Source organism: Dehalobacter sp. 12DCB1, from assembly GCF_004343605.1.
In the GTDB taxonomy this organism is placed as follows: domain Bacteria; phylum Bacillota; class Desulfitobacteriia; order Desulfitobacteriales; family Syntrophobotulaceae; genus Dehalobacter.
Genome location: NZ_POSF01000018.1, coordinates 24,939 through 48,911, shown reverse-complemented (window position 1 = coordinate 48,911; position 23,973 = coordinate 24,939). Strand labels below are relative to the sequence as shown.

The window sequence follows — 23,973 nt, the reverse complement described above, 5'->3', positions numbered from 1 at the left end:
ATATCAAACGTGAATTAATGGTATTATTAATTTTAATTGTCTTATCATTCTCACTTTAGGAGGTCTCGTGTGCAGAGTGCAAGGGTTACTATTTTTGCCGGTCACTATGGTAGCGGCAAAACGAGTGTCGCTGTTAACTACGCCTTGTGGCTGAAAAAAAGTCATCAGAAAGTCATTATTGCCGATCTGGATATTGTTAACCCTTATTTTAGAACGAAAGACAGCGCGCAGATGCTGAAAAGGTCAGAGATTAAGCTGATTTCCTCGGATTATGCGAACTCGAATGTTGATATTCCTGCTGTTCCGGGAGAAATCAATGCGATATTTGACGAACGCGATGCCTATGCGGTGATTGACGTTGGCGGTGATGACAGAGGAGCCTATGCTCTCGGCCGCTATTACGAACAGCTTCACCGTACAGATGCTGCTGCCTACATTGTTGTGAATATGTACCGGCCTTTAAGCCGTGATGCTGAAGCAACGATTAAAATTAAATATGAAATTGAAGCGGCAGCGCGAATCGAATTTTCCGGAATTATTAATAATTCCAACCTGGGTAATGCTACTACCGCCTCCGATGTTATGGATTCACTTCCTTACGCAGAGCAAATTTCTGAAAGAACGGGACTGCCGATTGTGATGACAACCGTGCAGAGAAGTCTGGCACCGGGACTGGCAAGTAATATTCAAAATATATTTCCAATAGATTTGGAGGAGTATGAATGGCAAAAGTGACGAAACTAACAATCGAGGCAGACAGGTGCAAAGGCTGCTCTCTTTGTGTAAACGCTTGTCCTAAGAAACTGCTCAGGCTTTCGCCCGAAGCCCTTAACAGCAAAGGATTTCATCCTGCGGAAATGACCGATCAGCAAGCGTGCACTGCCTGTGGGTTCTGTGCGATTATGTGTCCAGATGTTTGTATTCAGATTGAAAAAGAGGTGAATTAAAGAAAATGGCGGAAAAAGTATTAATGAAGGGAAACGAAGCAATTGCCGAAGCAGCGATTATGGCTGGCTGCCGTCATTTCTTCGGATATCCGATAACGCCTCAGACTGAGGTTGCAGCGTATATGGCTAAACGTATGCCGAAAATCGGGGGAACCTATTTACAGGCGGAAAGTGAAATTGCGGCCATTAACATGGTTTACGGAGCATCCTCAGCGGGAGTCCGTGCGATGACATCTTCATCAAGCCCGGGAATTTCCCTGAAAAGTGAAGGCTTGTCCTATATGGCAGGAAGTGATCTGCCAGCTGTGCTGGTGAATATCCAGCGCGGCGGTCCTGGACTTGGCGGAATCCGTCCGTCCCAGTCTGACTATTTTCAGGCAACGCGTTCTTCCGGTCACGGGGATTTTCACATGATCGTGCTCGCACCGAATACGGTTCAGGAGATGTTTGACCTGACGGTAGAAGCTTTTGAACTGGCTGACCGTTACCGGATGACTACGATGATCTTAGGCGACGGGATGCTCGGACAGGTGATGGAGCCTGTAGACATCAGCCGCGGAGAAGCGGCTTCGACCGTTACCAAGGATTGGGCGCTGACCGGAACAAAAGGTCAAAGGAAAAGAAATATTATCAATTCGCTTTATCTCGAAGCCGAAGAGCTCGAGATGCTTAACCTGAAACGTTTCGAAAAATATGCGGACGTTGAGAAAATTGCCAGAACAGACAATTATCTGACCGAAGACGCGGAAGTGATCATTGTTGCTTACGGCATCTGCGCGAGAATTGCCCGAAATGCAATCAACGAAGCCCGTCAAAGGGGTATTAAAGCAGGGCTGATTCGTCCGGTGACGCTGTGGCCGTTCCCGAAAAATCAACTGAAAGCCGCAGCGGAAAAAGCAAAGGCTTTTGTGGTGGTCGAAATGAGTATGGGACAAATGATTCAGGACGTAGAACTGAGCATTCGCTGCAGTCGTCCGGTTCATCTCTGCAGCCGTACCGGCGGTATGGTTCCGACTCCCGAGTCTGTATTGGAAGCCATAGAAAACGCTGCGCAGGCGGAAAGGAGCTAATGATGGAAATCGTTTTTCAAAGACCGAAAGCACTTTCAGATGTATCCAGTCACTATTGCCCCGGCTGTACCCACGGGATTATTCACAGGCTGGTGGCAGAGGTTCTTGACGAACTTGATCTTACCGGAAAAACAGTCGGTGTCGCCCCTGTTGGCTGCGCTGTGCTTGCTTATAACTATTTTGAATGTGATATGGCGCAGGCAGCGCACGGCCGGGCTCCGGCAGTTGCGACAGGCCTTAAGCGCGCCAATCCGGCCAATATCGTCTTTACGTACCAGGGTGATGGAGACCTTGCGGCTATTGGGACGGCTGAGACCATTCATGCAGCGGCCCGAGGTGAGAATATCACCATTATCTTTGTCAACAATGCTATCTACGGCATGACCGGCGGACAAATGGCCCCTACGACCATCCCAGGTCAGATCACGCAGACCTCTCCTTACGGAAGAGATCCAAAGTACGCAGGTTTCCCCCTCAAAATCTGCGAAACGCTTTCCACGGTTGACGGAACGGCCTATGCGGAACGCGTATCTGTTGACAGTGTTAAAAATGTGATTAACGCTAAAAAGGCAATCAAAAAGGCTTTTGAATATCAGGTGGCCGGGAAAGGCTTTACGATTGTCGAGGTTCTGTCGACCTGCTCGACCAACTGGGGTCTTGAGCCTGTTGAAGCGCTCACCTGGCTGCGGGAGAACCTGATTCCTTACTACCCGCTGGGTGTCTATAAGGATAAGGAGGTTTTCTAATGAGCACGACACTTGAACTTATGATTGCAGGGTTTGGCGGACAGGGTGTGCTGTTTGCCGGCAAAATCCTTGTCTATGCCGGGCTGCTCACAGGCAAGGAAGTCAGCTGGCTTCCGTCCTATGGGCCGGAGATGCGCGGCGGCACAGCTAATATCAACGTGATTGTTAGTGATACGCCGATCGGATCACCGATTATTACCTATCCCGGGATGTTGGTTGCAATGAACCAGCCGTCCCTCGAAAAATTTGAAAGTGACGTCCAGAAAAACGGGACAATCATTGTTGATTCTTCACTGATCTCCATTCAGGTACAGCGTACCGATGTCCAGACCTTTTATATTCCGGCAACGAAGCTGGCTGAAGATGCCGGTCTGAAAGGACTTGCAAATATGGTCATGGTTGGGAAAATTGCCAAGGAAGCCGGTATTTTTGATCTGGAGATGCTGAATAAAGCCGTATCCAAGTCCATTCCGGAGAGAAAGAAAGATCTTCTGGCATCCAACATCGAAGCGATAGAAATAGGGTATCATTTTTAACGAAAGTGTTCTCGTTTTGACGTAAGTATTTAAAAAAGTATCGCAAAAGTATTGCCGTATTGTATTACAGCATGATACTATTGAAACATAGTGTTATAGTATAGTAGTACGATTCGGCAATTATTTTAAAACAAGCAGATTATAAGGAGGTGCCATTAACTTGACCGATCAACTAAAGGATATGGGCGCACGTCTCTTGATGCTGCGCGAGTCTACAGGCTTCACGTCAGAGAAAATTGCTGAGGAACTTGATGTTCCGGTGGCGGATTATCTTCAGTATGAAGCAGGAGAAAAAGACTTTTCGTTTAGTTTTCTATACAATGTCGCGGGTATTTTAGGAGTAGATGTCCTGGATATCATCAGCGGCGAGTCGCCAAAGCTGTCCACCTGCTGTGTGGTCAGAGCCGGCGGGGGGTATGAGATCAACCGCCGAAAAGCGTACAATTACAAGCACCTGGCATTTACATTCCGTAATAAGAAAGCTGAACCGTTTATGGTGACAGTAGAGCCGAACAATGCGATACCGGAACGTCATTCCCATGACGGGCAAGAATTCAATTACTTGGTTTCAGGATCCATGGATTTTTTTATCGGTGAGATGGTTTACGAGCTCGGTGAAGGTGACAGCGTTTACTTTGATTCGTCCGTTCCCCACGCGATGAAGGCTCATGGTGATGTTCCGGCAAAATTCCTGGCCATCGTCATGAAATAAAGGAGGACGCGCACATATGATCATGTATGAGAAATATATTGGCAGACACCGCGACGACTATGTCACGCTGGAGGATTTATATAAAAATTTTAAGGTGACCTGTCCGGATGATTTTAACTTTGCCTACGATGTCCTTGACAAGTTAGCTGAGGAGAAGCCGGATCAGCTGGCGATGCTCTGGGTAGGCAATAGCGGTGAAGAAAAAAGGATCACGTTTGCTGAAATGAAGCGCTGGTCTGATAAAACAGCGAACTATTTTAAGTCACTTGGCATTAAAAAAGGAGATCTTGTCCTTCTGGTTTTAAAAAGAAGCTATTTGTTTTGGTATGCGATGATGGCTCTGCATAAAATTGGTGCAGTGGCTGTTCAGGCCACGAACCTGCTGACGGCAAAAGATTATATCTATCGCTGCCAGGCGGCAGGTATCAAGATGGCCGTGATTACAGCAGACGGTGATTGTACTCGGCATTTTGACGAGGCTGCTCCGGAATGCAAAACGGTTCAAATGAAAGCGGTTACCAAACATAAGGATGCAGGAGAAGGCTGGCTCGATTTTGAAGCCGGGATTGAAGCTGCGTCTGACCAATGGCAACGCCCTACCGGCGAAGAAGCGACCAAAGTCACGGATATGTTGATTATGGCCTTTTCCTCCGGAACGACCGGCTACCCCAAGATGGTCTCGCATGACCATGCTTATCCCTTGGGACATACTATGACTGGCATTTTTTGGCACAGAGTAGAGCCTGGCGGTCTGCATTTCACAATTTCCGACACCGGCTGGCTGAAATCTCTCTGGGGTAAAATGTATGGCCAGTGGTTAGGGGAGTCAGCGATTTTTACGTATGATTTTGACACCTTCAATGGTGCGGATATTCTGCAAAAACTGGAAAAGTACCAGATAACGACTTTCTGTGCACCACCGACCATGTACCGCTTTATGCTGCGGGAAGATGTGAAAAGCTACAATCTTTCTTCACTCAAACACTGTTGCACTGCAGGAGAGGCCTTAAATCCGGAAGTATTCAATCAATGGCGGCAGGCTACCGGACTGCGTATCTTTGAAGGCTTTGGGCAGTCGGAAACAACCGTTTGCTGCTCAATCCTGTATCCATGGGTGCAGCCACGACCGGGTTCGATGGGGATGCCCACACCGGGGTATCAGATGGTGATTACGGATGAAGACGGCAAAGAGGTTGACCCTGGGGTCACCGGGGAAATTTGCATTAAAGCTCCGGATTACGAGACCAAGACGAAAGGCCTTTTCATGGGCTATTACCGGGATGAAGCGAATACGCAGCGTTCCTGGCATGACGGCCTGTACCATACCGGCGATCTTGCCTACCGTGATGAGCTTGGTTTCCTGTGGTATATCGGCAGGAATGACGACATTATTAAATCATCAGGCTACCGCATCGGACCCTTTGAAGTTGAGTCGGCTCTGGCGGAGCATCCCGCAGTTTTGGAATCAGCTGTTACGGGTGTACCAGACCCAATCAGAGGATTTAACGTCAAAGCGACGATCGTACTGAACAAGGGTTATGAACCCTCGGAAGCCATGATGAAGGAATTGCAGGATCATGTCAAAAAGGTAACTGCGCCGTATAAATATCCGAGAGTCATCGAGTTTGTGAACGAGCTCCCCAAAACGATCAGCGGAAAAATCCGCAGGGTTGAAATCAGGGAAAAGGATTTGCGATCCGAATAGTAAAGAAGATAATAAATAAACGCATTAGCTATTCCTGAAATATCCTACAAAGGTCCTATGAATATAGGACCTTTGGCCTATGGGAAAATAGCATTATTTGGCATATCCTTGATTTATATACTGTTTAATAATGGAAAGTGAAAGGGAATAAGATGGAAATCGTTGAATTTGGTAAAAAAACAGATAACGATATGTATGTTGCCAAAGAATGCAAAATAACAGGAAAAATCAGTTCCAGAGTCAATGTGGTGATTGACGGGGAGCTGGAAGGTACGATTGAAACAAAAGGAAATCTGATTGTAGGTCCGCACGGAAAAGTCACAGCGGAGGTTTTTGCCGTAAACGCTCGGATACAGGGAGAAGTACATGGAAATATCACAGCTGAGAATTTATTGGAGATTGCTTCAACTGCTGTAGTCTACGGTGATATAAAAACAAAATTGCTTCAGATTGAACAGGGAGCAAAGTTTATAGGGAAGAGCCAGAATCATGGTCAACAAGAGGACATAACTGAACTGGAATCCAATCTCGAGACGGAATATGAAAGCGAGCCTAACGAAACTCCTGTATCATTAGAAGGAAAAAAGAAGTCAAAATTATCCTTTAAGCCTATTGTCTATAACAGAATGCCTTAAAAAGAAAGAGTATTAGATGGTGCATTCTATAGATGATGAACGAATGAAATTAGCGGATATAAACGGCTAGCAGCAATGCAGCCGTTTATTTTTCTGCGCTGTGTACTTGTTGTACTTGATTCCAGAAAAGGTTATGATATAGAAAGGTATATTCAAACGAATTGTTTTTGACGAATGATTCCGAGGTAGATTCTGAAGAAACGTTCTTGAAAGGAGTTTTACAATGCCCCGAATGCTGATCTTAGACGGTAACAGTCTTATAAATAGAGCTTTCTATGCGCTTCCACCACTTACTTCCAACGAAGGGCTTCCGACGAATGCTGTACACGGTTTTTTAACCATGCTGTTCAGGCTCCAGAAAGAGCAGAAACCTGACTATTGGGTCGTTGCTTTTGACAAGACGAAAGCAACGATCCGCATCGAGCAGTTTGAAGGCTACAAAGCCCACCGGAAAGAAACTCCGGAGACCTTGCGTCCACAGTTTAATTATCTGAAAGAGATTCTGCGCGTGATGGCCGTTCCGATTTTGGAAATGGAAGGTTACGAAGCGGATGATATCATAGCGACAGTAAATGATCAGGCGATTGCCCAGCAAATAGAAGTTTTAATCTTTACCGGAGACAGGGACGCTCTTCAGTTGATTTCACCGCATAGCTCTGTGCTGCTGACAATGAAAGGGATTTCAGAAGTTGAGTGTTATAACGAACAACGGCTGGAAGAAAGATATTTGCTGAAGCCTGCCCAGATTATTGATCTGAAAGGCCTGATGGGGGACGTTTCGGACAATATCCCCGGGATTCCCGGTGTGGGGGAAAAGACAGCACTGAAACTGCTTCACGAATACGGGTCCGTCGAAAATGTGCTGCAGAACAAGGATGAGGTCAAAGGCAATAAATTAAAGGAACTGCTGAATCAATACGCTGATCAGGCACTCTTAAGCAAAAAGCTCGCAGCAATGATTCACGATGTGCCGGTCGCGTTTTCTCTTGACGACTTAAAATGGACGGAGCCGGACAAAGATGCCTGCAGAAAGATCCTCCATAGCTACAGCTTATATAAAGTTGCGTCGCTGTTTGAACAGAGCCTCGCTGCGGTAAGGGGGCCTGAGCAAATGGTTGAAAAAGGCAAGAAGCAAAAAGCATCAGGTAACAGAAATCAGGAGATTAAAACTCACGAGATAGCTGCTTCTAAGCCAGATTTAACGAATGACCGATATGGAGATTTGATTAAAGATTTAGATGGAGAGCCGAATATAGATCAGAATAAAGGCGGCATGAAAGATCACAAGGCAGAGACCATTGATACTGTCCAGCAAGAAAAGAACATGGACGGAGAAGGATGGCTGGAGCTGCTGAATACCTGGCTTGAGCAGAAACCGGTCCTCGCACTCAGTTATCGTTTTGAGGGAAGGAATATTCATCAGGGGCTCTGGACTGAAATGGGGATCTGTGATGAACATCATACGTATTCGTTGAATCGGTATGATGCTGCTCCAAGTGTGTTGCGTCTCTGGGAAGAAATCCTGGCTGACGACGGTGTCCGCAAAGTGCTTGCAGACAGCAAGGGGCTGTATTCACTGCTACTGAATGAGAATAAGATATTTGCCGGCGTTGATTTGGATTTAAGCCTGGCCGCTTATCTGTTAAACCCGAACCGGTCCAATTACAGCGCTTCCGAATTGCTGGGGGATTATGTGACGGATCTGTTTTCGAATACGCCGACACGGGAAGCAGCTCTGCTACGGAAACTTGCCGCTTCCTATATGGAAAAGCTGGCGGAAGACGATCTTGAAAAGCTCTTGCATGAGGTTGAAGAGCCTCTAAGCCTCATACTGGCCAGGATGGAAAAGACCGGCATTGCACTGGACAAGGAAAAACTCCAGGAATATGGTCAGGAACTTGAGGTTAAGATCAGCCGATTAGAAAGCGAGATTTATAATCTGGCCGGTGAAAGCTTTAACATCAATTCGCCGCAGCAGCTTGGCAGGATTCTATTTGAGAATTTAGGGCTCCCGCCACTCAAAAAAACCAAAACGGGTTATTCAACGGATGCGGAAACGCTGGAAGAATTACGGACGGAGCACGCTGTCGTGGAAAAACTACTGGAATACCGGCAGCTGGTCAAACTGAATTCCACCTATGTCAAGGGCCTGCTGGCTCAGTGCTGTGACGGCAAAATTCATACCACGTTTCAGCAGACGGTTACAGCTACCGGCAGACTTTCCAGTACCGAACCGAATCTGCAAAATATTCCAATCCGTCTGGAAGAAGGCCGGAGACTTAGGAAGGTCTTCCAGGCAACTCAGGAAGACTGGCTTTTGTTATCCGCGGATTATTCTCAGATCGAATTAAGAATTTTAGCGCATTATTCGAAAGATCCGATACTTTGTGAGTCTTTCCTGGTCGGGGAAGACGTGCACAGACGTACAGCTGCCGAGGTGTTTGACGTAGCGCTGAACGAAGTCAATTCAGATATGCGGCGCAAGGCCAAAGCGGTTAACTTTGGTTTAATGTATGGTCTGACGGACTTTGGACTGGCCCGCGATCTGACCATTTCCAGAAAAGAAGCAAAATACTATATCAGCCAGTATTTTGAAAGATACAACGGTGTTCACCGGTATCTCGAAGATACTGTCATTGAAGCCAAAGAAAAGGGAGAGGTTCGTACGCTGCTGAACCGGCTGCGGAAAATCCCCGAATTGTCTCATCCAAACAGAATGACGCGGCAGTTTGGCGAACGGATCGCCAAGAATACGCCGATCCAGGGAAGTGCGGCTGATATTATGAAAATTGCGATGATCAAAGTAGCTGAAGCGCTTGAGGGCCTGCAGGCAGAAATTTTACTTCAGGTTCACGACGAACTGGTAGTCCAGGTCGAACCGTCAGCGCTTCCAAAGGTCGCAGCAATTGTCAAGAAAGAGATGGAGCAGGCTTTCTCGATTTCTGTTCCATTGCTGGTAGACTGCAAAGTCGGAAGTAACTGGTATGATATGGTCCCTTATCAGGTGGGTGCGCTGTTGTTTTAGGAGGTCGATCTGATGCCTGAACTGCCCGAAGTAGAAAGTATCCGGCTGTCCCTGGCTGCAAGGATTCTGGGAAAGACAATTGAAGATGTCGAAGTCCGATGGCCTCCGGCAGCAGTTTCTCTGGCGGATGAGGATTTCAGCGCTTTGGTCAGGAACCGGACGATTGAAAGCCTTGACAGACGCGGCAAGTATCTGCTCATGAACCTGAGTCACGGCCTTACGATGATCATTCATTTCAGGATGACCGGACGTTTGATCTATTATCCTGAGCTGCACGAGCCAGATAAACATACGCATGTCCTGTTTAGGCTCGATCAGGGAGAACTTCATTACTCCGATATCCGGAAATTTGGCAGAATACAGCTGGTGCCTTTTCAAATGTCCTGTAACGCCGCTTGTTTGGCTAAACTTGGGCCGGAACCGCTGGACGAGTCATTTACATTTGATCAGCTCGGGATGCGTCTCGCCAGGAAAAAGAGTACGATCAAGGCTGCGCTGCTGGATCAGACCGTCGTAGCCGGTATCGGAAATATTTATGCGGACGAGGCATTGTTCCGCGCAGGCATTTTGCCGGATAGGAATACGGTTTCGTTAAAGGTGTCGGAGATTATTCTGCTTTACGATGCGATCTGTGAGGTTCTGCAGGAAGGAATCACAGCTGGCGGAACATCATTTCGTGATTATCGTGATGCAGACGGCAAGAAGGGTGCATTTCAGGAAAATCTGATGGTTTACGGACGCAGCGGTCAGGAGTGTAAATATTGCGGAGGTCAATTGGCTAAAATCAAAGTAGTCGGAAGGACAACGGTGTATTGTCCAAACTGCCAGAGATAGATGAAATCCGTTTTGAAGAAGGCATAACTTTTAATGCAGGAAGAAAGAATCCAAGAGGAGTATTTCACAGAAGGATGAGCATACTTTATTGCAATGGACTTAAAATTGAGGTAGCAGGGAGCACCCTGCTGGATCATATAACGCTGCGTTTGGAAAAGGGTCAAAAAGCCGGCCTGGTCGGAGCCAATGGGGCAGGTAAAACAACACTGATCAGGGCTGTCATGGGAGAGATTGCTCATGAAAGCGGAGATATCAACTGGCAGGGTACTGTCGGTTATCTGCCGCAGACGACTGCAGCCACAGCAGAACACGGTACAGTATTTGAGCTGATGCTGGCTGAACGTCAAGATATTCTTGATCTGCGGGACAATCTCAGATCCCTGGAAAATAAAATGGCGGAACAGGCCGACGAGAAGACGCTCGAAAGGTACAGTCTGCTTACGGAACAATATGAAAGGGCGGGTGGTTATGCGCTCGAAGCCAGGATCCGCAAGATCCTGACCGGACTCGGGATGGACCGGCATCAGACGACTGAAGCTAATCATTTAAGCGGTGGTCAGAAAACGCGTCTGGCGCTTGGCAAGCTTCTGCTGCGTGATCCGGACGTTCTGATTCTTGACGAGCCTACGAACCATCTTGATATTGAAGCACTGGAATGGCTCGAAAATTACCTGGGCGATTATGCTGGAGCTGTGCTTGTCGTTTCCCATGACAGGTACTTCCTGGACAGGGTCGTGGACAGCACCTTCCTGATTGAGGATAGGTTCCTGAAAGCTTATAACGGCAATTATTCGGAATTTGAATTGCAGCGGAATATTGAAAAAATATCGCTGACCAGAGAAGCGGAACGGATCAATAAAAAAATTGCGGACCTGGAGGAGTATATCCGGCGTCATGGCGCCGGAATCAAAGCTAAACAAGCCCGGGGCAGGGAATCCATGCTGAAAAGAATTACACCGGTGAATGCGCCGAAAGATTCGAAAAAACTCAACATAAGCCTCCAGGCCAAAACCCGCTCAGGTGACCGGGTTCTCGAAATAGACGATCTGGCCGTTAAGTACGGGCAGAAGACCATATTTGAACATGTAGGTTTGGAATTGCGCCGGGGTGATAAGATTGCCCTGCTCGGCAGAAACGGGATTGGAAAGACGACGCTGTTAAGAGCTGTTACAGGACAAATCCCGTATAACGGTACGATCCGAACCGGGGCGAATGTTTCCGTCAGCTACTATTCCCAGGAGCATGAGAATATTGGCTTAAGGGAAATTGTCATGGACGAAATCCGTTATTCTTCAACGCTTGACGATCCGGAAATACGCAATGTTTTAGCCCGTTTTGGCTTCCGGGGAGAGGATGTATTCAAACCTGTTGCTGGTTTAAGCGGGGGAGAGAAAAGCAGGCTGGCACTTTGCAAGCTTTTTCTGAATCAGGGGAACCTGCTTTTGCTTGATGAGCCGACCAACCATCTCGATATGGAGACGAGAGAAGTCCTGGAGGAAGTGTTGCAGGATTACAATGGGACAATTTTGACCGTATCCCATGACCGGTACTTTCTGAACCGAATCGTCAATAAGATTGCATTGCTGACAGTGAATGGTCTGAAGGTATTTGAGGGAGACTACACGGCCTATCGTGAAATGAGCGAGAAGCGTGAAGATGAAGAAACAGAATCTGCTCAAGCCGCCCAAGATCAGATCTGTAAAAATGAAGAGATTCAAAAGGCCAGAGATTACAGGGAAGAGTCCAAGAATACCAAACGGATAGAAAAAAAGATCAAACAAATTGAGGAAAAAATTGCGGAAACAGAATTATTACTTCAAGAAATTGAGGATAAGCTCGATGCCGCAGCCAGTGATTATGAACTGACATTGTCACTTCACCAGTCGTATGAGAAAGTGCAGACAGAGCTCGATCATCTGATGGAGGAGTGGCTGGCTTACCAGGATTAGTACGAAAAAACTGACAGACCGACGACCACAGATGAGCCAGCGCGGCACACCAAAACGAGGTTACAGCCATATATTATCCCGAAGGAAATACTTAAGGGGTAAAAGAATATGGGAATGGCAATGATCCTTGCTTTGGCTTTGAGTCTTGACGGTTTAGGGGTAGGGATGGCCTACGGTCTGAAGAGGATTCGGATCCCGCTTAGTTCCATGATGATCATTGGTTTTTGTACGACACTCGCTATGACAGTCTCCATGTACTGCGGACATCTGATCACGTCTCAGCTTACGGTGATCCATCCCGGTATTCTGGGAGCAGTCGTTCTTATTGCAATCGGCTTGTATCAGTTGATTCAGACTTTGAGAAACAGAGCGGAACTTCCCGAAGCTGTACCGGTAATGACAGCTGCAGCTGGGCAGATAGATGACAATCCATATCGTACTTTGTTCAGTATTCATTTAAATTTCTTCGGTCTGGTCATTCAGGTTCTGAAGACACCTGATGCGGCAGACATTGACGGCTCCGGAGTCATTACACTGAATGAAAGTCTGCTTCTGGGCGTGGCATTGTCCCTGGATGCGTTTGCTTCGGGCGTAGCCGCTGCGCTGACAGGAATTCTCTGGTATGTCATCGGGATGGTGACATTGATGCAGATTCTGATGATCTTTACTGGTCAGGTATTGACAGGCAGACTTCCGGCGAGCGTGTTGGCCAGAGTCAGGTATCTGCCGGGGATTGTCCTGATACTCATCGGGTCATTAAAAATAATTTGAGGTTAAACATGATCAAAATTGGACTTACAGGAGGAATAGCGAGCGGCAAGACGCGTGTTGCCGACTGGTTTGCGCAGAAGGGCATCCCGGTCTTTAACGCGGATGACGCAGTTCATAGGTTGTATGACGGGGCGTTAATCCCTTTGATCGGCAAAGAGTTTGGATCTGAATGCGTCCTAGATGGAAAGATTGACCGGGCGGAGCTGGGAAAAATCATATTTGCCGATCCAGAGGCCAGGCAAAGGCTTGAGAGACTTGTTCACCCTTTGATCTGGCAGCAGATGCAGGATCAATGCCTGAAAGTAGAGATCCAAGGTGAAAAGCTGATTATCCTGGATATTCCGTTGCTTCTGGAGACGGGATGGGGAAAATTTGTCGACGAGGTTTGGGTCGTTTATGTCCCTGCTGAAATACAAATCACCAGGCTGATGGAACGAAGTAGCTTGACCAGGGAAGAGGCCGAGCGACGGCTAGCCGCGCAAATGCCGCTTGAGGACAAAAAAAAGAAAGCCCACCGGGTCATTGATAATTCCAGGGACTGGAGAGAAACTGAAAAACAACTTGAAATGATTTGGAAAGACTTCGACTTGCCTTGAAGCAGCGTTGTCGTATATAATGTTTCAGAATTAAATCATATCTCCGCTTAGATGAACATACGGATAATCAAAAGATAATAAAAAAATGATGTTATCATTTAAGGGTTAACAAGATATTAGAATATATGAAATAGGATGGGTGCGTTTTGTTTATCGCAAAGAGGAAAATTGTTAAGACCATAACAATTATTTTTTTATTGCTTATGATTCTGGCTGTATACCAGTCAAATTTTGTCGGCAGAATGATGTACCCTTTTCCATACAAGCAGACGGTTGAAAAATATGCCGCCAAGTATGGAATAGATCCATTGCTGGTGATTGCCGTAATCAGGGAAGAAAGCAGGTTCATCACCAAATCAAAATCGTCCAAAGGGGCGGTCGGATTGATGCAGCTGATGCCGGGGACAGCGAAAGAGATAGCTGTCTGGCTCAATGAAGATTACGCAAAGGTTGACTTACTTGATCCGGAAACCAATATTCGTTACGGCACTTGGTACCTTGCTTCTTTGAATAAGGAGTTTTCCGGCAATACGGTTCTTACCCTGGCGGCTTATAACGCCGGGATCGGTAGGGTGCAAAGCTGGCTGGATGATTGGACGAAGGACCCGAATGCGTACCGTATGGAGAAAATTCCAATTACAGAGACCAGGGAATATGTCGAGAAAGTCTACAGAAGTTATGAAAAATATTTGGCCCTTTATGCTACTCAACATTCTGGAGGGCGAGAATAAATGCTTTTAATTTAGTAATCGTAAGCTGTCTGTCGTTTTTGCTTTTTTGTTTGACTGCAACACTGTGGAGAGAGTCCCAAAAAGCCGAGGTCATATTGCTTTCATTGACTTCAAACACAACAAAAGGCAGGGAGGTCTTCGCAATCATCACGCCGACCGCATCTTTGGCATAAATCAAATAGTCCTTCTTTTCTTCCTTGGAAACAAGACGCAGATGATAATTCTCATAGTTTTCGAGTAGAAAGATAAGGTGCTGGAGATGAGCCGTGTATTCTTCCAGCGTATAATATAGTTCCTGATCGTGGATGATGAAGGAAGAGAAACCGATACGCAGTTCACCTTTTTTCATACGGACAGGATCCGGGAGAGCCGCAATTTCATAGTACTGATGTTGGAGAAGGTTTTTTTCAAAAGTTCTGGTCCGGCTTTTATGGTAGGACAGGATGTTTCTTTTTTCCGTGCTGCCGATCCGGGTCAAAATATGTTCGAAGGTTGCAGAAGGCATGGTTACCATGGAAAGTGATTCGGTTTTCAGGATTGTATCAGCTTCCGTGCTATCAAAATGGGTCAGTGCCAGTGAATACTTTTTCTGATATTCCTGTTGACTTCCCGGGGTATAGATGTTCATCAGCGGACGGCAGATGGACAGATAATCGTCGAATTCATCGGTCAGAGCGCTGACCGTTTTTTTATCTGTCACCAGAAAATTAGCGGCATTCGCTGTCTTGTTTTCTACAGAAGTTGAAGTTAAGGCGGCGGTCAGGGGGGCAATGAACAAAGTCCGACCGAAAATCCCATCCCGTTTTCTTGGGCAATAATAGGGTTCCACAGCTCCGGTCATATAGATGGGCATCCACTGAGTGATTGCCGAGAGCATTTCATCCAAATCCCTGCTGACCGTGTGGATGATTTTGATCCTATTTCCGGCTATAATCGCCTTTCTAAGCAATGCAGCCCATTTCTTTGCAAAGGAATAATCCCCAGTTAACCAGTCTATCCGCTCGTCACTGTATAAAAGAAGTGTTTGGGAAATCTTGCCGGACAGCAGCATGGTCAGAAATGTACTCACAGCTTCCCGTTTACCTTCCTCACCAAAGAAGACGGCACCATCCATCTTCAGCTCCATGGCAAGTTCTGGTTCCTCATTGCTTTCCGGTAGGGACAGATTTTTGAACTTGAAATTGGACAGTTCGTTTAAAAATTCGCTGACTGTTTCGGTGTCATTGCCGATTTCACCTGAAAGCCACTGATGGATCAGGGCTTTAAACTGCTCGATCTGAGATTCTGCCGTCGGCAGCATGTTGAGCTGTTCAAATACAGCAGTAATTTGATACGCTTTGGTACAGCGCTGCGCCAAATAGGAAGACATTGTCCTCAGGTAGTTGGCGTTGCGGGAAGGCTGGCGTTCTCCGCGCCGAAAACGGCTGATCAAAGACGCATCTACGGAGATATGCTGAGCCAGAGCGCTATTGCTTGTTTTCGTAATATTCATTAAAAAATCTAATTTTTCTGCAAAAGTCATAAAAATCCTCCTCAGGATTAATTATGTAGAAATTTTAAAGCAATAGCAAGAATTTTGTCATGCTCTTTGACAAAATTTTTATCCGGGCAAGGAGCGACAAACCAAGGATGGTGCAAATAGTCAAGAGCGGTTAGGGTACATGACGTAAGTCCGAAGTAAAAAAATACTGCCAATAGATAAAACTATCAACAGTATCTTATAGGTTGATTTACTCTTGTTTAGGGCTTACCTCAAAATCAAATTTCGGTCAGCACGGCTCCCTCAGAATCAATATCCAGGGTCAGGGCTGCAGAAGGCAAACCATTCTCCTGGAGTACGCTCTTCATCGTCATGGCTATCTGATCTTCTTTTCCATAGGGGCAAAAAGCAATCAAAGTCGGTCCTGAACCACTCAGAGCCGCACCGTACGCGCCAGCGCGAACAGCAGATTTTAAAGCTTCAGGCATACCGGAGATCAGAGAAGCCCGCTGATTTTGGTGAATCCTATCCTGAGTGGCAACCGCCAATAAATCGTATTCCTCATTAATAAACGCATCAACTAAAAGTCCAACGCGGGAAGCGTTAAAGATCACATCAGTCCTGGAAACAGAAGCAGGCAGTATCCCGCGCGCTTTTTCAGTTTCAACCAGAATATCCGGGATCACGACGACGGCTTTGAATTTTGGAGACTTTGCCAGCGTCCTCGGAATAAGCTTGTTTTCATCCATGACTGTCAGGGTGATCCCGCCGCAAAGAGCAGGCGAGACATTATCCGGATGGCCTTCGATTTCAGAAGCAATTTCAAGCAATTGAAGCCTGTTTAAGGGGTTTCCGGCTACCGCGTTTGCGATGATCAGCCCGCCAACGACGGCGGTGGAACTGCTTCCCAGTCCGCGGGCAGGCGGAACATGGCTTTCCAGGATGATTTTTAACGGCCTAGGCTGGAAACCAATTTTCTGCCACAGCCTGCAGGCTGTTTTCCATAAGAGGTTAGTTTCATCTGCAGGAATATTGCTCGTATAGGTGCCTTTAAGGATAATCTCCAGTGTTTCACTTTCTTCAGCCTGGATATAGTTATATAGCCTTAAAGCCAGTCCCATGCAGTCAAAACCTGGTCCGAGATTTGCTGAAGTTGCTGGTACTTTTACTTGGAACATCTTTTCCTCCATTTTTTCGACGATTATGCCATTGATTCGAATAAATTCTATAACAATTATTGAGGGAAGTAAACAGTCGGTACAACATTCTTAAATTCATTGCTCAAATAATTTTATTCGAACCTCAATACCCCATATTAGGTCTGGGTGCCACAAGTTCCAGCGTCAAGCGGAGCATGGATGCGGAGCGCGGCTGTTAGTGCCATGGAGGACGCTATCTGCCGCAAGCGGAATTGTGACACCCAGACCAGCCCTAAATATTTATGGGCTGCATATACTTGCTTATTTATTTGAAAAACGTTGTCCTAGCTTGGATAACTTACTTAGAATGTAAGTTGGAGCCGGTCAAATTCCATTCGTCTCCAACCGAATAACATTATAGATTTTATCCAGTTTGCTGTAGGAATTCAGGGACTGGATGGCCTGACGGAGTTGTCCTTCCCGGCAGGGGTGGGTCACCAGTGCGATTTCGGCGCTTTTATCCGGCCGCGGTTTCTGGATGATAGAATTAAAGCTGATGCCGGCTTCAGCAAAGAATAACGCCAATGTTGCAAAGACTTTCGGCTCGTCTTTCACTTTAAGCCGGATGTAATAAGCTGTTGTAAAATCATCCGTTGAGATAATCGGATAGTTGCGGTAACAGCCGCAATTTAGGAGTCCTTCGGATCCGGCGGACATATTGCGTATAATCTGGATAATGTCGGCTACAATGGAACTGCCTGTAGGTAAAGCTCCGGCGCCTTTTCCGTAAAACATGGTTTCTCCGACAGCATCACCGGTGACATAAATCGCGTTGTACACACCGCTGATATTGGCCAGCGGATGTTTTTTTGAAATCAGGGCGGGGTGTACCCTGACCTCGATCCCTTCTTCCTGATTTTTGGCAATGGCCAGCAACTTAATCACGCAGCCGAGTTCATCCGCGTAGTGAATGTCTTCCGGAGAAATGTTAGAAATCCCTTCGGCATAAACATCGTTAAACGTCACGCGCGTATTAAAAGCCAGGGAAGAAAGAATCGCAAGTTTGCGGGCAGCATCAAGCCCTTCTACGTCGGAGACCGGATCAGCCTCGGCATAGCCGAGCTCCTGGGCTTCTTTCAGGACATCAGCAAAATTGCGTCCCTGTTCGGTCATAGCAGATAAAATATAATTGGTCGTACCGTTAATGATTCCAAGCAGTGAGGAAATCTGGTTGGCGGTTAGGGATTGTCTTAAGGCAGCGATAATCGGGATGCCGCCAGCAACACTGGCTTCAAAATACAAATCCCGACCGTTCTTTTTCGCAGCTTCAAGTAGTTCTTCACCGTTTTGAGCTAAGAGGTCTTTATTGGCAGTCACTACATTTTTGCCGTTTGCCATTGCAGTCAGGATAAGCGTACGGGCTGGCTCAATACCGCCCATCACTTCGACAACAATGTCAATTTCAGGATCATCTGTGATCTCCCTAGGATCGTCTGTCAAAACAATGCCGTAGCAATCCGGCCGAGGTTTATGGATATCATGGACTAGAGCTTTTTTTATGGTTATATCAGCGTTGGTACGGGTACTGATGTCATACCGGTTATTTTTCAGTATGGCGGCTGTACCTGATCCGACAGTTCCAAAACCCAGTAAACCAATTACAATTTTCTTCATAATATTTCCTCCCTATCCCTTCTGAATGAACAAATGTTTCTGTACAGTGGACATTATATCAAGCTATCCTGGAATTGGCAAGGATATTTTTCGATCGGTTCAATGCAGATCAAAAGTACATTTAAAATATATTGACACAGTTAACTGTATCATATACACTTAGATAAAATAATTATATGTGCTATAACACAGTGTTAAAAAGATAATGATACTTCAGAAAGACGTAGAGTTTTTCTCATATACGAATATGCACATTTAGGAAGTGTAGCAATTAGACTCCCTGTTTTTTTTTATTAAGGTATATTTTACATGTTGATTGTGTTTCGTTACAATATAGATAGTGTTGAAATCAAAATTGAGTTTCGGAAAGGAGTATTCACATGATTATCTATTGCGATGGTAAATTTGTTGACAGCCAGGAGGCGAAAATCTCTGTATTCGATCATGGCTTTCTTTATGGAGACGGTGTATTTGAAGGGATCCGGGCCTATAATAGCCGGGTGTTCAAGTTAAAGGAACATATCGACAGACTGTATGACTCCGCTAATGCAATCCTGTTAAACGTTGAGGTAAGCCGTCGGGAAATGATGGATATCGTTGTGGAAACTGTAAGAAAAAACAGCCTTACAGATGCTTATATCCGCTTGATTATTTCCAGAGGGGTCGGAGATATGGGTTTAGACCCAAGGAAATGCCCTAAATCGGAAATTATTTGTATTGCCGGGAATATTTCATTGTATCCGCAGAGCATGTACGAAAATGGGATGGAGATCATTACGGCTGCCACCCGCCGGAACAGTTCGGATGCGTTAAGCCCGAGAATCAAATCCCTAAACTATTTGAACAACATTATGGCTAAGATTGAAGCCAACAGGGCAGGTCTGATGGAAGCATTGATGTTGAATCAGGAAGGGTATGTCAGTGAAGCCACCGGCGACAATATTTTTATTATCAAAGACGGAGTTATAACCACACCTCCAGTTTATGCCGGGATTTTAAAAGGTGTCACCCGTGATTCTGTCATCGATTTAGCCCGCCAGGAAGGGATCACCGTTCAAGAAGAGTTGTTTCATCTGATTGATGTCTACAGTGCTGATGAGTGCTTCCTGACCGGTACGGCGGCTGAGCTGATTCCGATTATTACGCTGGATTCCAGAAAGATAGGGGACGGTAAACCAGGACCCGTATTTAAAAAGCTGCTGGCTAAATTCCACGAATATGTCAAGACAGAGGGAGAGCCTATCTAGTAACTGTTCTTTAAATAACTAGACATTTAAACCTTCATAGCTGGGTCTGTGTGCCACAGTTCCAGCGTAAGCGGAGCATGGATGCGGAGCGCGGCAGATAGCGCCATGGAGGGCGCTATCTGCCGAGAGCGGAATGTGGCGCGCAGACAAGACCCAAATGATTATATTAATAGGTGGAAGACAAACAATAGATTAAAGACAAAAAAATTTCAGGAAAGGAAGCAATCCCATGAACAGTGATGCAGTAAAAATCGGAGTTGACAGGGCACCTCACCGGTCTCTATTTAAAGCTCTCGGACTTACCGACCGGGAAATCAAAAAACCCTTGATCGGTATCGTCAACTCATTTAATGAATTTGTGCCCGGGCATATGCATCTGCGTCAAATTGCCGAAGCAGTTAAAGCCGGAGTCAGAGAAAATGGCGGTACGCCGCTCGAATTTTCGACGATTGGTGTCTGTGACGGTATTGCCATGGGACACGTCGGGATGCATTTTTCGCTCGCGAGCAGGGAGCTGATTACCGACTCCATTGAGATTATGGCCAGAGCACATGCTGTCGATGCCCTGGTATTTATTCCAAGCTGTGATAAAATCGTCCCTGGAATGCTGATGGCTGCAATGCGGCTGAATCTGCCGGCCATCGTCGTGAGCGGCGGACCGATGCTGCCGGGTCGTCACGAGGGGAAAAATGTTGATTTTATTACCGTCTACGAAGGCGTCGGCAAAGTCTATAGCGGCCAGGAAAGCCAGGAATGGCTTCAGGGCCTCGAACAAAATGCGTGCCCGACCTGTGGTTCCTGTGCCGGAATGTTTACGGCAAACTCCATGAACTGCCTGACAGAGGTCATAGGCATGGCGCTGCCCGGCAATGGTACAATACCGGCTGTTTATTCCGAGAGAATACGCTTGGCCAAAGAAACCGGTTATCAGGTTATGAATCTGCTGCGGGATAATATCCGGCCGCGTGATATCGTAACGAGCACTTCAATCAGGAACGGCGTTGCCGCTGATATGGCGTTAGGGTGTTCAACCAATACCATTCTTCATCTGCCTGCGATCGCATTTGAAGGAGAAATCGAATTTGACCTGGCCGAGATCAATGCAATCAGTGATCGGACCCCTCAGATCTGTAAACTGAGTCCGGCGGTGAACGGGCATTATCTCGTCGAAGTCAATGAAGCAGGCGGGATCAGTGCCGTTTTAAAGAGCTTGTTGGATGCCGGTTTGATCGATGGTTCCGGCATGACGGTTTCCGGCACTACCATGGCGGAAAGGCTAAGCAGCGCGGCTGTCAAAAATCCGAGTGTCATCCGGCCGCTGATTGATCCGTATTCCGCCAAAGGCGGACTTTGTGTCCTGTTTGGCAACCTGGCACCGGAAGGAGCCGTGATTAAAGTAGGAGCTCTGGCGAACAGGGATATTGTCTTCGAGGGCGCGGCCAAGGTTTACGACGGAGAAGACCTGGCAGCCGAAGCGATTCGCAGCGGCGTGATTAAAGAGGGCGATGTCGTGATTATCCGCTATGAAGGACCGAAAGGCGGACCGGGTATGCGAGAGATGCTCGGGCCAACCGCAACGCTGGCGGGGATGGGGCTTGATTCTTCTGTGGCGCTGCTCACCGACGGACGTTTTTCCGGAGGCAGCCGCGGACTTTCGATCGGGCATATTTCTCCTGAAGCAGCGCTCGGCGGGGAGATTGCGTTTGTCGGAAACGGCGATATGATTCGGATTGATTTAGAAAAACGGACCATCGACTGGCTTCTGCCCGAATCTGAAAAAGTAGAAAGAAGAAACAGCTTTAACCCGGAGAAAGGGTTGGAGAAAGTGTATAAAGTAGCAGGCCGGACAGGATATCTGGGACGTTACGTCCAATTTGCCCAGTCGGCCAATAAAGGAGCAGCTTTCCGGACACTTAAGGAGGAATGAATAGATGGATAGGTCCAAAGAAGACGCCTTAATAGCCAGAGACCCTGAAATTACCTGGGAAGACGAAGAAAGTCTTGCTTTGGATAATTATAATGGTGCCAAAGCGCTGCTCGATGTACTGGACCAGGAAGGGGTAGAGCTGATATTCGGGTATCCCGGCGGATCTTTGCTCGCACTGTATGATGCGCTTCTGGACAGCTCGATCCGTCATATCCTGCCGAGACATGAGCAGAGTGCTGTTCATGCCGCTGATGCCTACGCGCGGGTCAGCGGCAAGGTTGGTGTCTGTCTGGCCACCTCAGGTCCGGGAGCCGCCAATATGGTTACAGGAATTGCGAATGCGTATATGGATTCCATTCCGCTTGTGATTTTAACCGGTCAGGTATCGACCCATCTGTTGGGGACGGATTCTTTTCAGGAAGTTGACATTACGGGAATTACGATGCCGATCACGAAGCATTCCTATCTGGTCAAGGATGCGAGAGACATTCCGCGTATCGTGAAAGAAGCGTTTTACATTGCCAGTACAGGACGTCCGGGTCCGGTCCTGATCGATCTGCCGAAGAATATTATGGCAGCAGAGGTCACTGAGCCTTATTCGTCCAAAGTTACGCTCAAAAGCTATAAATTCTTTACTAAAGGAAACTCCGGTCAGATTTCTGAAGCAGCTAAAGCGCTGGCCCAAAGCAAGAAACCGATTGTTTATACCGGGGGAGGCGTCATAACCTCCGGCGCCGGTAAGATTCTTCAGGAAGTGCTCCAAAAAGCCAATCTTCCTGTGGTCACAACGCTGATGGGCATTGGCAGTGTCCCGTCCAAGCATCCGAATCATTTAGGGATGGTCGGAATGCATGGGACCATTACTGCAAATCTCGCCGTCGATGAGTGCGATTTACTGATTGCGATCGGTGTCCGCTTTGACGACAGGGTCACGAGCGGGCTGAAGCACCGTTTTGCCACGAAAGCGAAAGTCATTCATATTGACATAGATCCTGCCGAGATCGGCAAAGTCATCCGAGCACATATCCCGATTGTTGGAGATGCCAGACTTGTCCTGGAAGAGTTTGTTACCAAAATCAATCCGCCGGTCATTCAGGATTGGTGGAAGGAACTCAGGAACTGGCAAAAGGAATACCCGCTAAGCTATGAGCAGGACGGCCGCCTCAATCCGCAGACGATTTTGGAAGCAATGGGAAAAATCAGCGGGGAAGAAGCGGTTGTGGTGACGGATGTCGGCCAGCACCAGATGTGGGCGGCCCAATTCTGTCCGATTAATCAAGAAAGACATTTTATTACTAGTGCCGGTCTGGGCACGATGGGATTTGGTCTTCCGGCTGCAATCGGCGCCCAGTTTGCCAAACCTGAAAGTTTGGTCTTTCTGGTTACCGGAGACGGTTCTTTACAAATGAGTATCCATGAGCTCGCCACCGCGGTCCAATATCACCTTCCCATAAAAATAGTCCTGATGAATAATGGGGTTTTAGGCATGGTCAGGCAGATGCAAAAAATGCTCTTTAACGAGCGTTTCAGCCAGATCCAGCTGGATGCCAATCCCGATTTTGTGAAACTTGCTGACGCCTATGGGATCAAAGGGCGCAGAGTCGAGCAGGCCGACCAGGTTGAGGATGCCTTGAAGGAAGCTGTCGCAACGCCCGGACCATTTTTGCTGGATTTCACGATCTCACCGGATGAAGTTGTACTTCCTTTTGTCCCTGCCGGTCAGGGAATAACAGAGATACTGGAGGGGAAGGAATAATGCTGCATACACTCGCTGTAATGGTTGAAAATGATCCGGGGGTTCTGGCAAGGGTATCAAGCCTGTTTTCCCGGAGGGGCTACAATATCTATAGTCTGACGGTATGTCAGACTGAAAATCCTGACCTTTCCATGATGACGATTGTAGTCGAGGGTGACAGCCAGGTCATTGAACAGGTCACTAAACAGCTGCATAAACTGGTTGTCGTCCATAAAGTGACCAATCTGAGCCAGGAGTCGGTGGTAAACAGGGAATTGGCCCTAATTCGGGTAAAGGTTAAATCGGACACCCGGCTCGAAGTACTCCAGACGGTGGACATTTTCAGAGGCAGAGTCGTCGATATGGGCAAAAATAATCTAACTATTGAGCTAACCGGTGATGAAGAAAAGATTGATGCGTTTGTCAGAACGATGAGATCTTACGGTATTCTCGAACTTGTCAGAACCGGTAAAATCGCGATTGCCCGGTCCGATAATTAAAATTAAAAAATAAT

Annotated in this window: 21 protein-coding genes; 18 read left to right on the top strand and 3 right to left on the bottom strand. The window is 47.0% G+C overall.

Translation table 11 applies throughout. The features are described from left to right. The first annotated feature begins 69 nt into the window (after positions 1-69). The 14 genes from C1I38_RS11260 (at position 70) to C1I38_RS11195 (ending at position 14,257) form a co-directional block, all read left to right on the top strand. Positions 70-735, top strand: coding sequence for a hypothetical protein (locus C1I38_RS11260; RefSeq protein ID WP_020490919.1), 666 nt, complete (start codon positions 70-72; stop codon positions 733-735). Next, on the top strand, positions 723-947 hold the full coding sequence (locus tag C1I38_RS11255) for a 4Fe-4S binding protein (RefSeq protein ID WP_083916684.1): 225 nt from the start codon (positions 723-725) through the stop codon (positions 945-947). Before C1I38_RS11260 ends, C1I38_RS11255 begins: the two co-directional genes overlap by 13 nt. A gap of 5 nt (positions 948-952) precedes the next feature. Beyond that, the gene (vorB, locus tag C1I38_RS11250) at positions 953-2,017 is read left to right on the top strand and encodes a 3-methyl-2-oxobutanoate dehydrogenase subunit VorB (RefSeq protein WP_119776406.1); all 1,065 of its coding nucleotides are present in this window, start codon (positions 953-955) and stop codon (positions 2,015-2,017) included. Between the two features lie 2 nt (positions 2,018-2,019). Then, the gene (locus tag C1I38_RS11245) at positions 2,020-2,763 is read left to right on the top strand and encodes a thiamine pyrophosphate-dependent enzyme (protein WP_119776405.1); all 744 of its coding nucleotides are present in this window, start codon (positions 2,020-2,022) and stop codon (positions 2,761-2,763) included. Beyond that, a complete protein-coding gene (locus C1I38_RS11240; protein ID WP_119776403.1) occupies positions 2,763-3,299 on the top strand; it encodes a 2-oxoacid:acceptor oxidoreductase family protein in 537 nt (178 codons plus the stop codon). The genes C1I38_RS11245 and C1I38_RS11240 overlap by 1 nt, the downstream gene beginning before the upstream one ends. A 160-nt stretch (positions 3,300-3,459) precedes the next feature. Continuing rightward, positions 3,460-4,011 carry a cupin domain-containing protein gene (locus C1I38_RS11235; RefSeq protein ID WP_026156158.1) on the top strand — a complete coding sequence of 184 codons (552 nt, stop codon included), beginning with the start codon at positions 3,460-3,462 and terminating at the stop codon, positions 4,009-4,011. A 16-nt stretch (positions 4,012-4,027) separates the two neighbouring features. Next, positions 4,028-5,716 (top strand): AMP-binding protein, encoded by a 1,689-nt coding sequence (locus C1I38_RS11230; RefSeq protein WP_119776402.1) that lies wholly within the window; start codon positions 4,028-4,030, stop codon positions 5,714-5,716. 152 nt (positions 5,717-5,868) lie between these two features. Continuing rightward, positions 5,869-6,351: a polymer-forming cytoskeletal protein gene (locus C1I38_RS11225; protein WP_119776400.1), complete on the top strand. Its 483-nt coding sequence runs from the start codon at positions 5,869-5,871 to the stop codon at positions 6,349-6,351. 223 nt (positions 6,352-6,574) lie between these two features. Beyond that, the gene (polA, locus tag C1I38_RS11220) at positions 6,575-9,376 is read left to right on the top strand and encodes a DNA polymerase I (RefSeq protein ID WP_119776398.1); all 2,802 of its coding nucleotides are present in this window, start codon (positions 6,575-6,577) and stop codon (positions 9,374-9,376) included. A gap of 12 nt (positions 9,377-9,388) precedes the next feature. Further along, entirely contained in the window at positions 9,389-10,210 is an 822-nt protein-coding gene (mutM, locus tag C1I38_RS11215) for a DNA-formamidopyrimidine glycosylase (protein ID WP_119776396.1), read from the top strand. A 74-nt stretch (positions 10,211-10,284) separates the two neighbouring features. Then, positions 10,285-12,159, top strand: a complete 1,875-nt coding sequence (locus C1I38_RS11210; RefSeq protein WP_119776528.1) for an ABC-F family ATP-binding cassette domain-containing protein — start codon at positions 10,285-10,287, stop codon at positions 12,157-12,159. A 108-nt stretch (positions 12,160-12,267) separates the two neighbouring features. Beyond that, entirely contained in the window at positions 12,268-12,930 is a 663-nt protein-coding gene (ytaF, locus tag C1I38_RS11205) for a sporulation membrane protein YtaF (protein ID WP_119776394.1), read from the top strand. Positions 12,931-12,938: 8 nt separating this feature from the next. Further along, positions 12,939-13,526 carry a dephospho-CoA kinase gene (gene coaE / locus C1I38_RS11200; protein ID WP_119776392.1) on the top strand — a complete coding sequence of 196 codons (588 nt, stop codon included), beginning with the start codon at positions 12,939-12,941 and terminating at the stop codon, positions 13,524-13,526. 146 nt (positions 13,527-13,672) lie between these two features. Beyond that, the gene (locus C1I38_RS11195; RefSeq protein WP_119776391.1) at positions 13,673-14,257 is read left to right on the top strand and encodes a lytic transglycosylase domain-containing protein; all 585 of its coding nucleotides are present in this window, start codon (positions 13,673-13,675) and stop codon (positions 14,255-14,257) included. On the opposite strand, the gene C1I38_RS11190 is transcribed toward C1I38_RS11195, so the two are convergent. The 3 genes from C1I38_RS11190 to C1I38_RS11180 all read right to left on the bottom strand — a co-directional run bounded on the left by C1I38_RS11190 (position 14,229) and on the right by C1I38_RS11180 (position 18,550). Further along, positions 14,229-15,779, bottom strand: coding sequence for a transcriptional regulator (locus tag C1I38_RS11190; protein WP_119776389.1), 1,551 nt, complete (start codon positions 15,777-15,779; stop codon positions 14,229-14,231). The two genes, C1I38_RS11195 and C1I38_RS11190, sit on opposite strands and share 29 nt — an antisense overlap. 236 nt (positions 15,780-16,015) lie before the next feature. Then, complete coding sequence (gene thrB, locus C1I38_RS11185; RefSeq protein ID WP_119776388.1) at positions 16,016-16,915, bottom strand: homoserine kinase; 900 nt, start codon at positions 16,913-16,915, stop codon at positions 16,016-16,018. Between the two features lie 345 nt (positions 16,916-17,260). Continuing rightward, on the bottom strand, positions 17,261-18,550 hold the full coding sequence (locus C1I38_RS11180; RefSeq protein ID WP_119776386.1) for a homoserine dehydrogenase: 1,290 nt from the start codon (positions 18,548-18,550) through the stop codon (positions 17,261-17,263). Positions 18,551-18,930: 380 nt separating this feature from the next. Between C1I38_RS11180 and ilvE the strand changes: the two genes are divergently transcribed. The 4 genes from ilvE to ilvN all read left to right on the top strand — a co-directional run bounded on the left by ilvE (position 18,931) and on the right by ilvN (position 23,959). Further along, entirely contained in the window at positions 18,931-19,797 is an 867-nt protein-coding gene (gene ilvE / locus C1I38_RS11175; protein ID WP_119776385.1) for a branched-chain-amino-acid transaminase, read from the top strand. A 229-nt stretch (positions 19,798-20,026) separates the two neighbouring features. Continuing rightward, positions 20,027-21,724: a dihydroxy-acid dehydratase gene (gene ilvD / locus C1I38_RS11170; protein ID WP_119776383.1), complete on the top strand. Its 1,698-nt coding sequence runs from the start codon at positions 20,027-20,029 to the stop codon at positions 21,722-21,724. A gap of 4 nt (positions 21,725-21,728) precedes the next feature. Next, the gene (gene ilvB, locus C1I38_RS11165; protein WP_119776382.1) at positions 21,729-23,480 is read left to right on the top strand and encodes a biosynthetic-type acetolactate synthase large subunit; all 1,752 of its coding nucleotides are present in this window, start codon (positions 21,729-21,731) and stop codon (positions 23,478-23,480) included. Next, a complete protein-coding gene (gene ilvN / locus C1I38_RS11160) occupies positions 23,480-23,959 on the top strand; it encodes an acetolactate synthase small subunit (RefSeq protein ID WP_119776380.1) in 480 nt (159 codons plus the stop codon). The genes ilvB and ilvN overlap by 1 nt, the downstream gene beginning before the upstream one ends. Positions 23,960-23,973 lie beyond the last annotated feature (14 nt).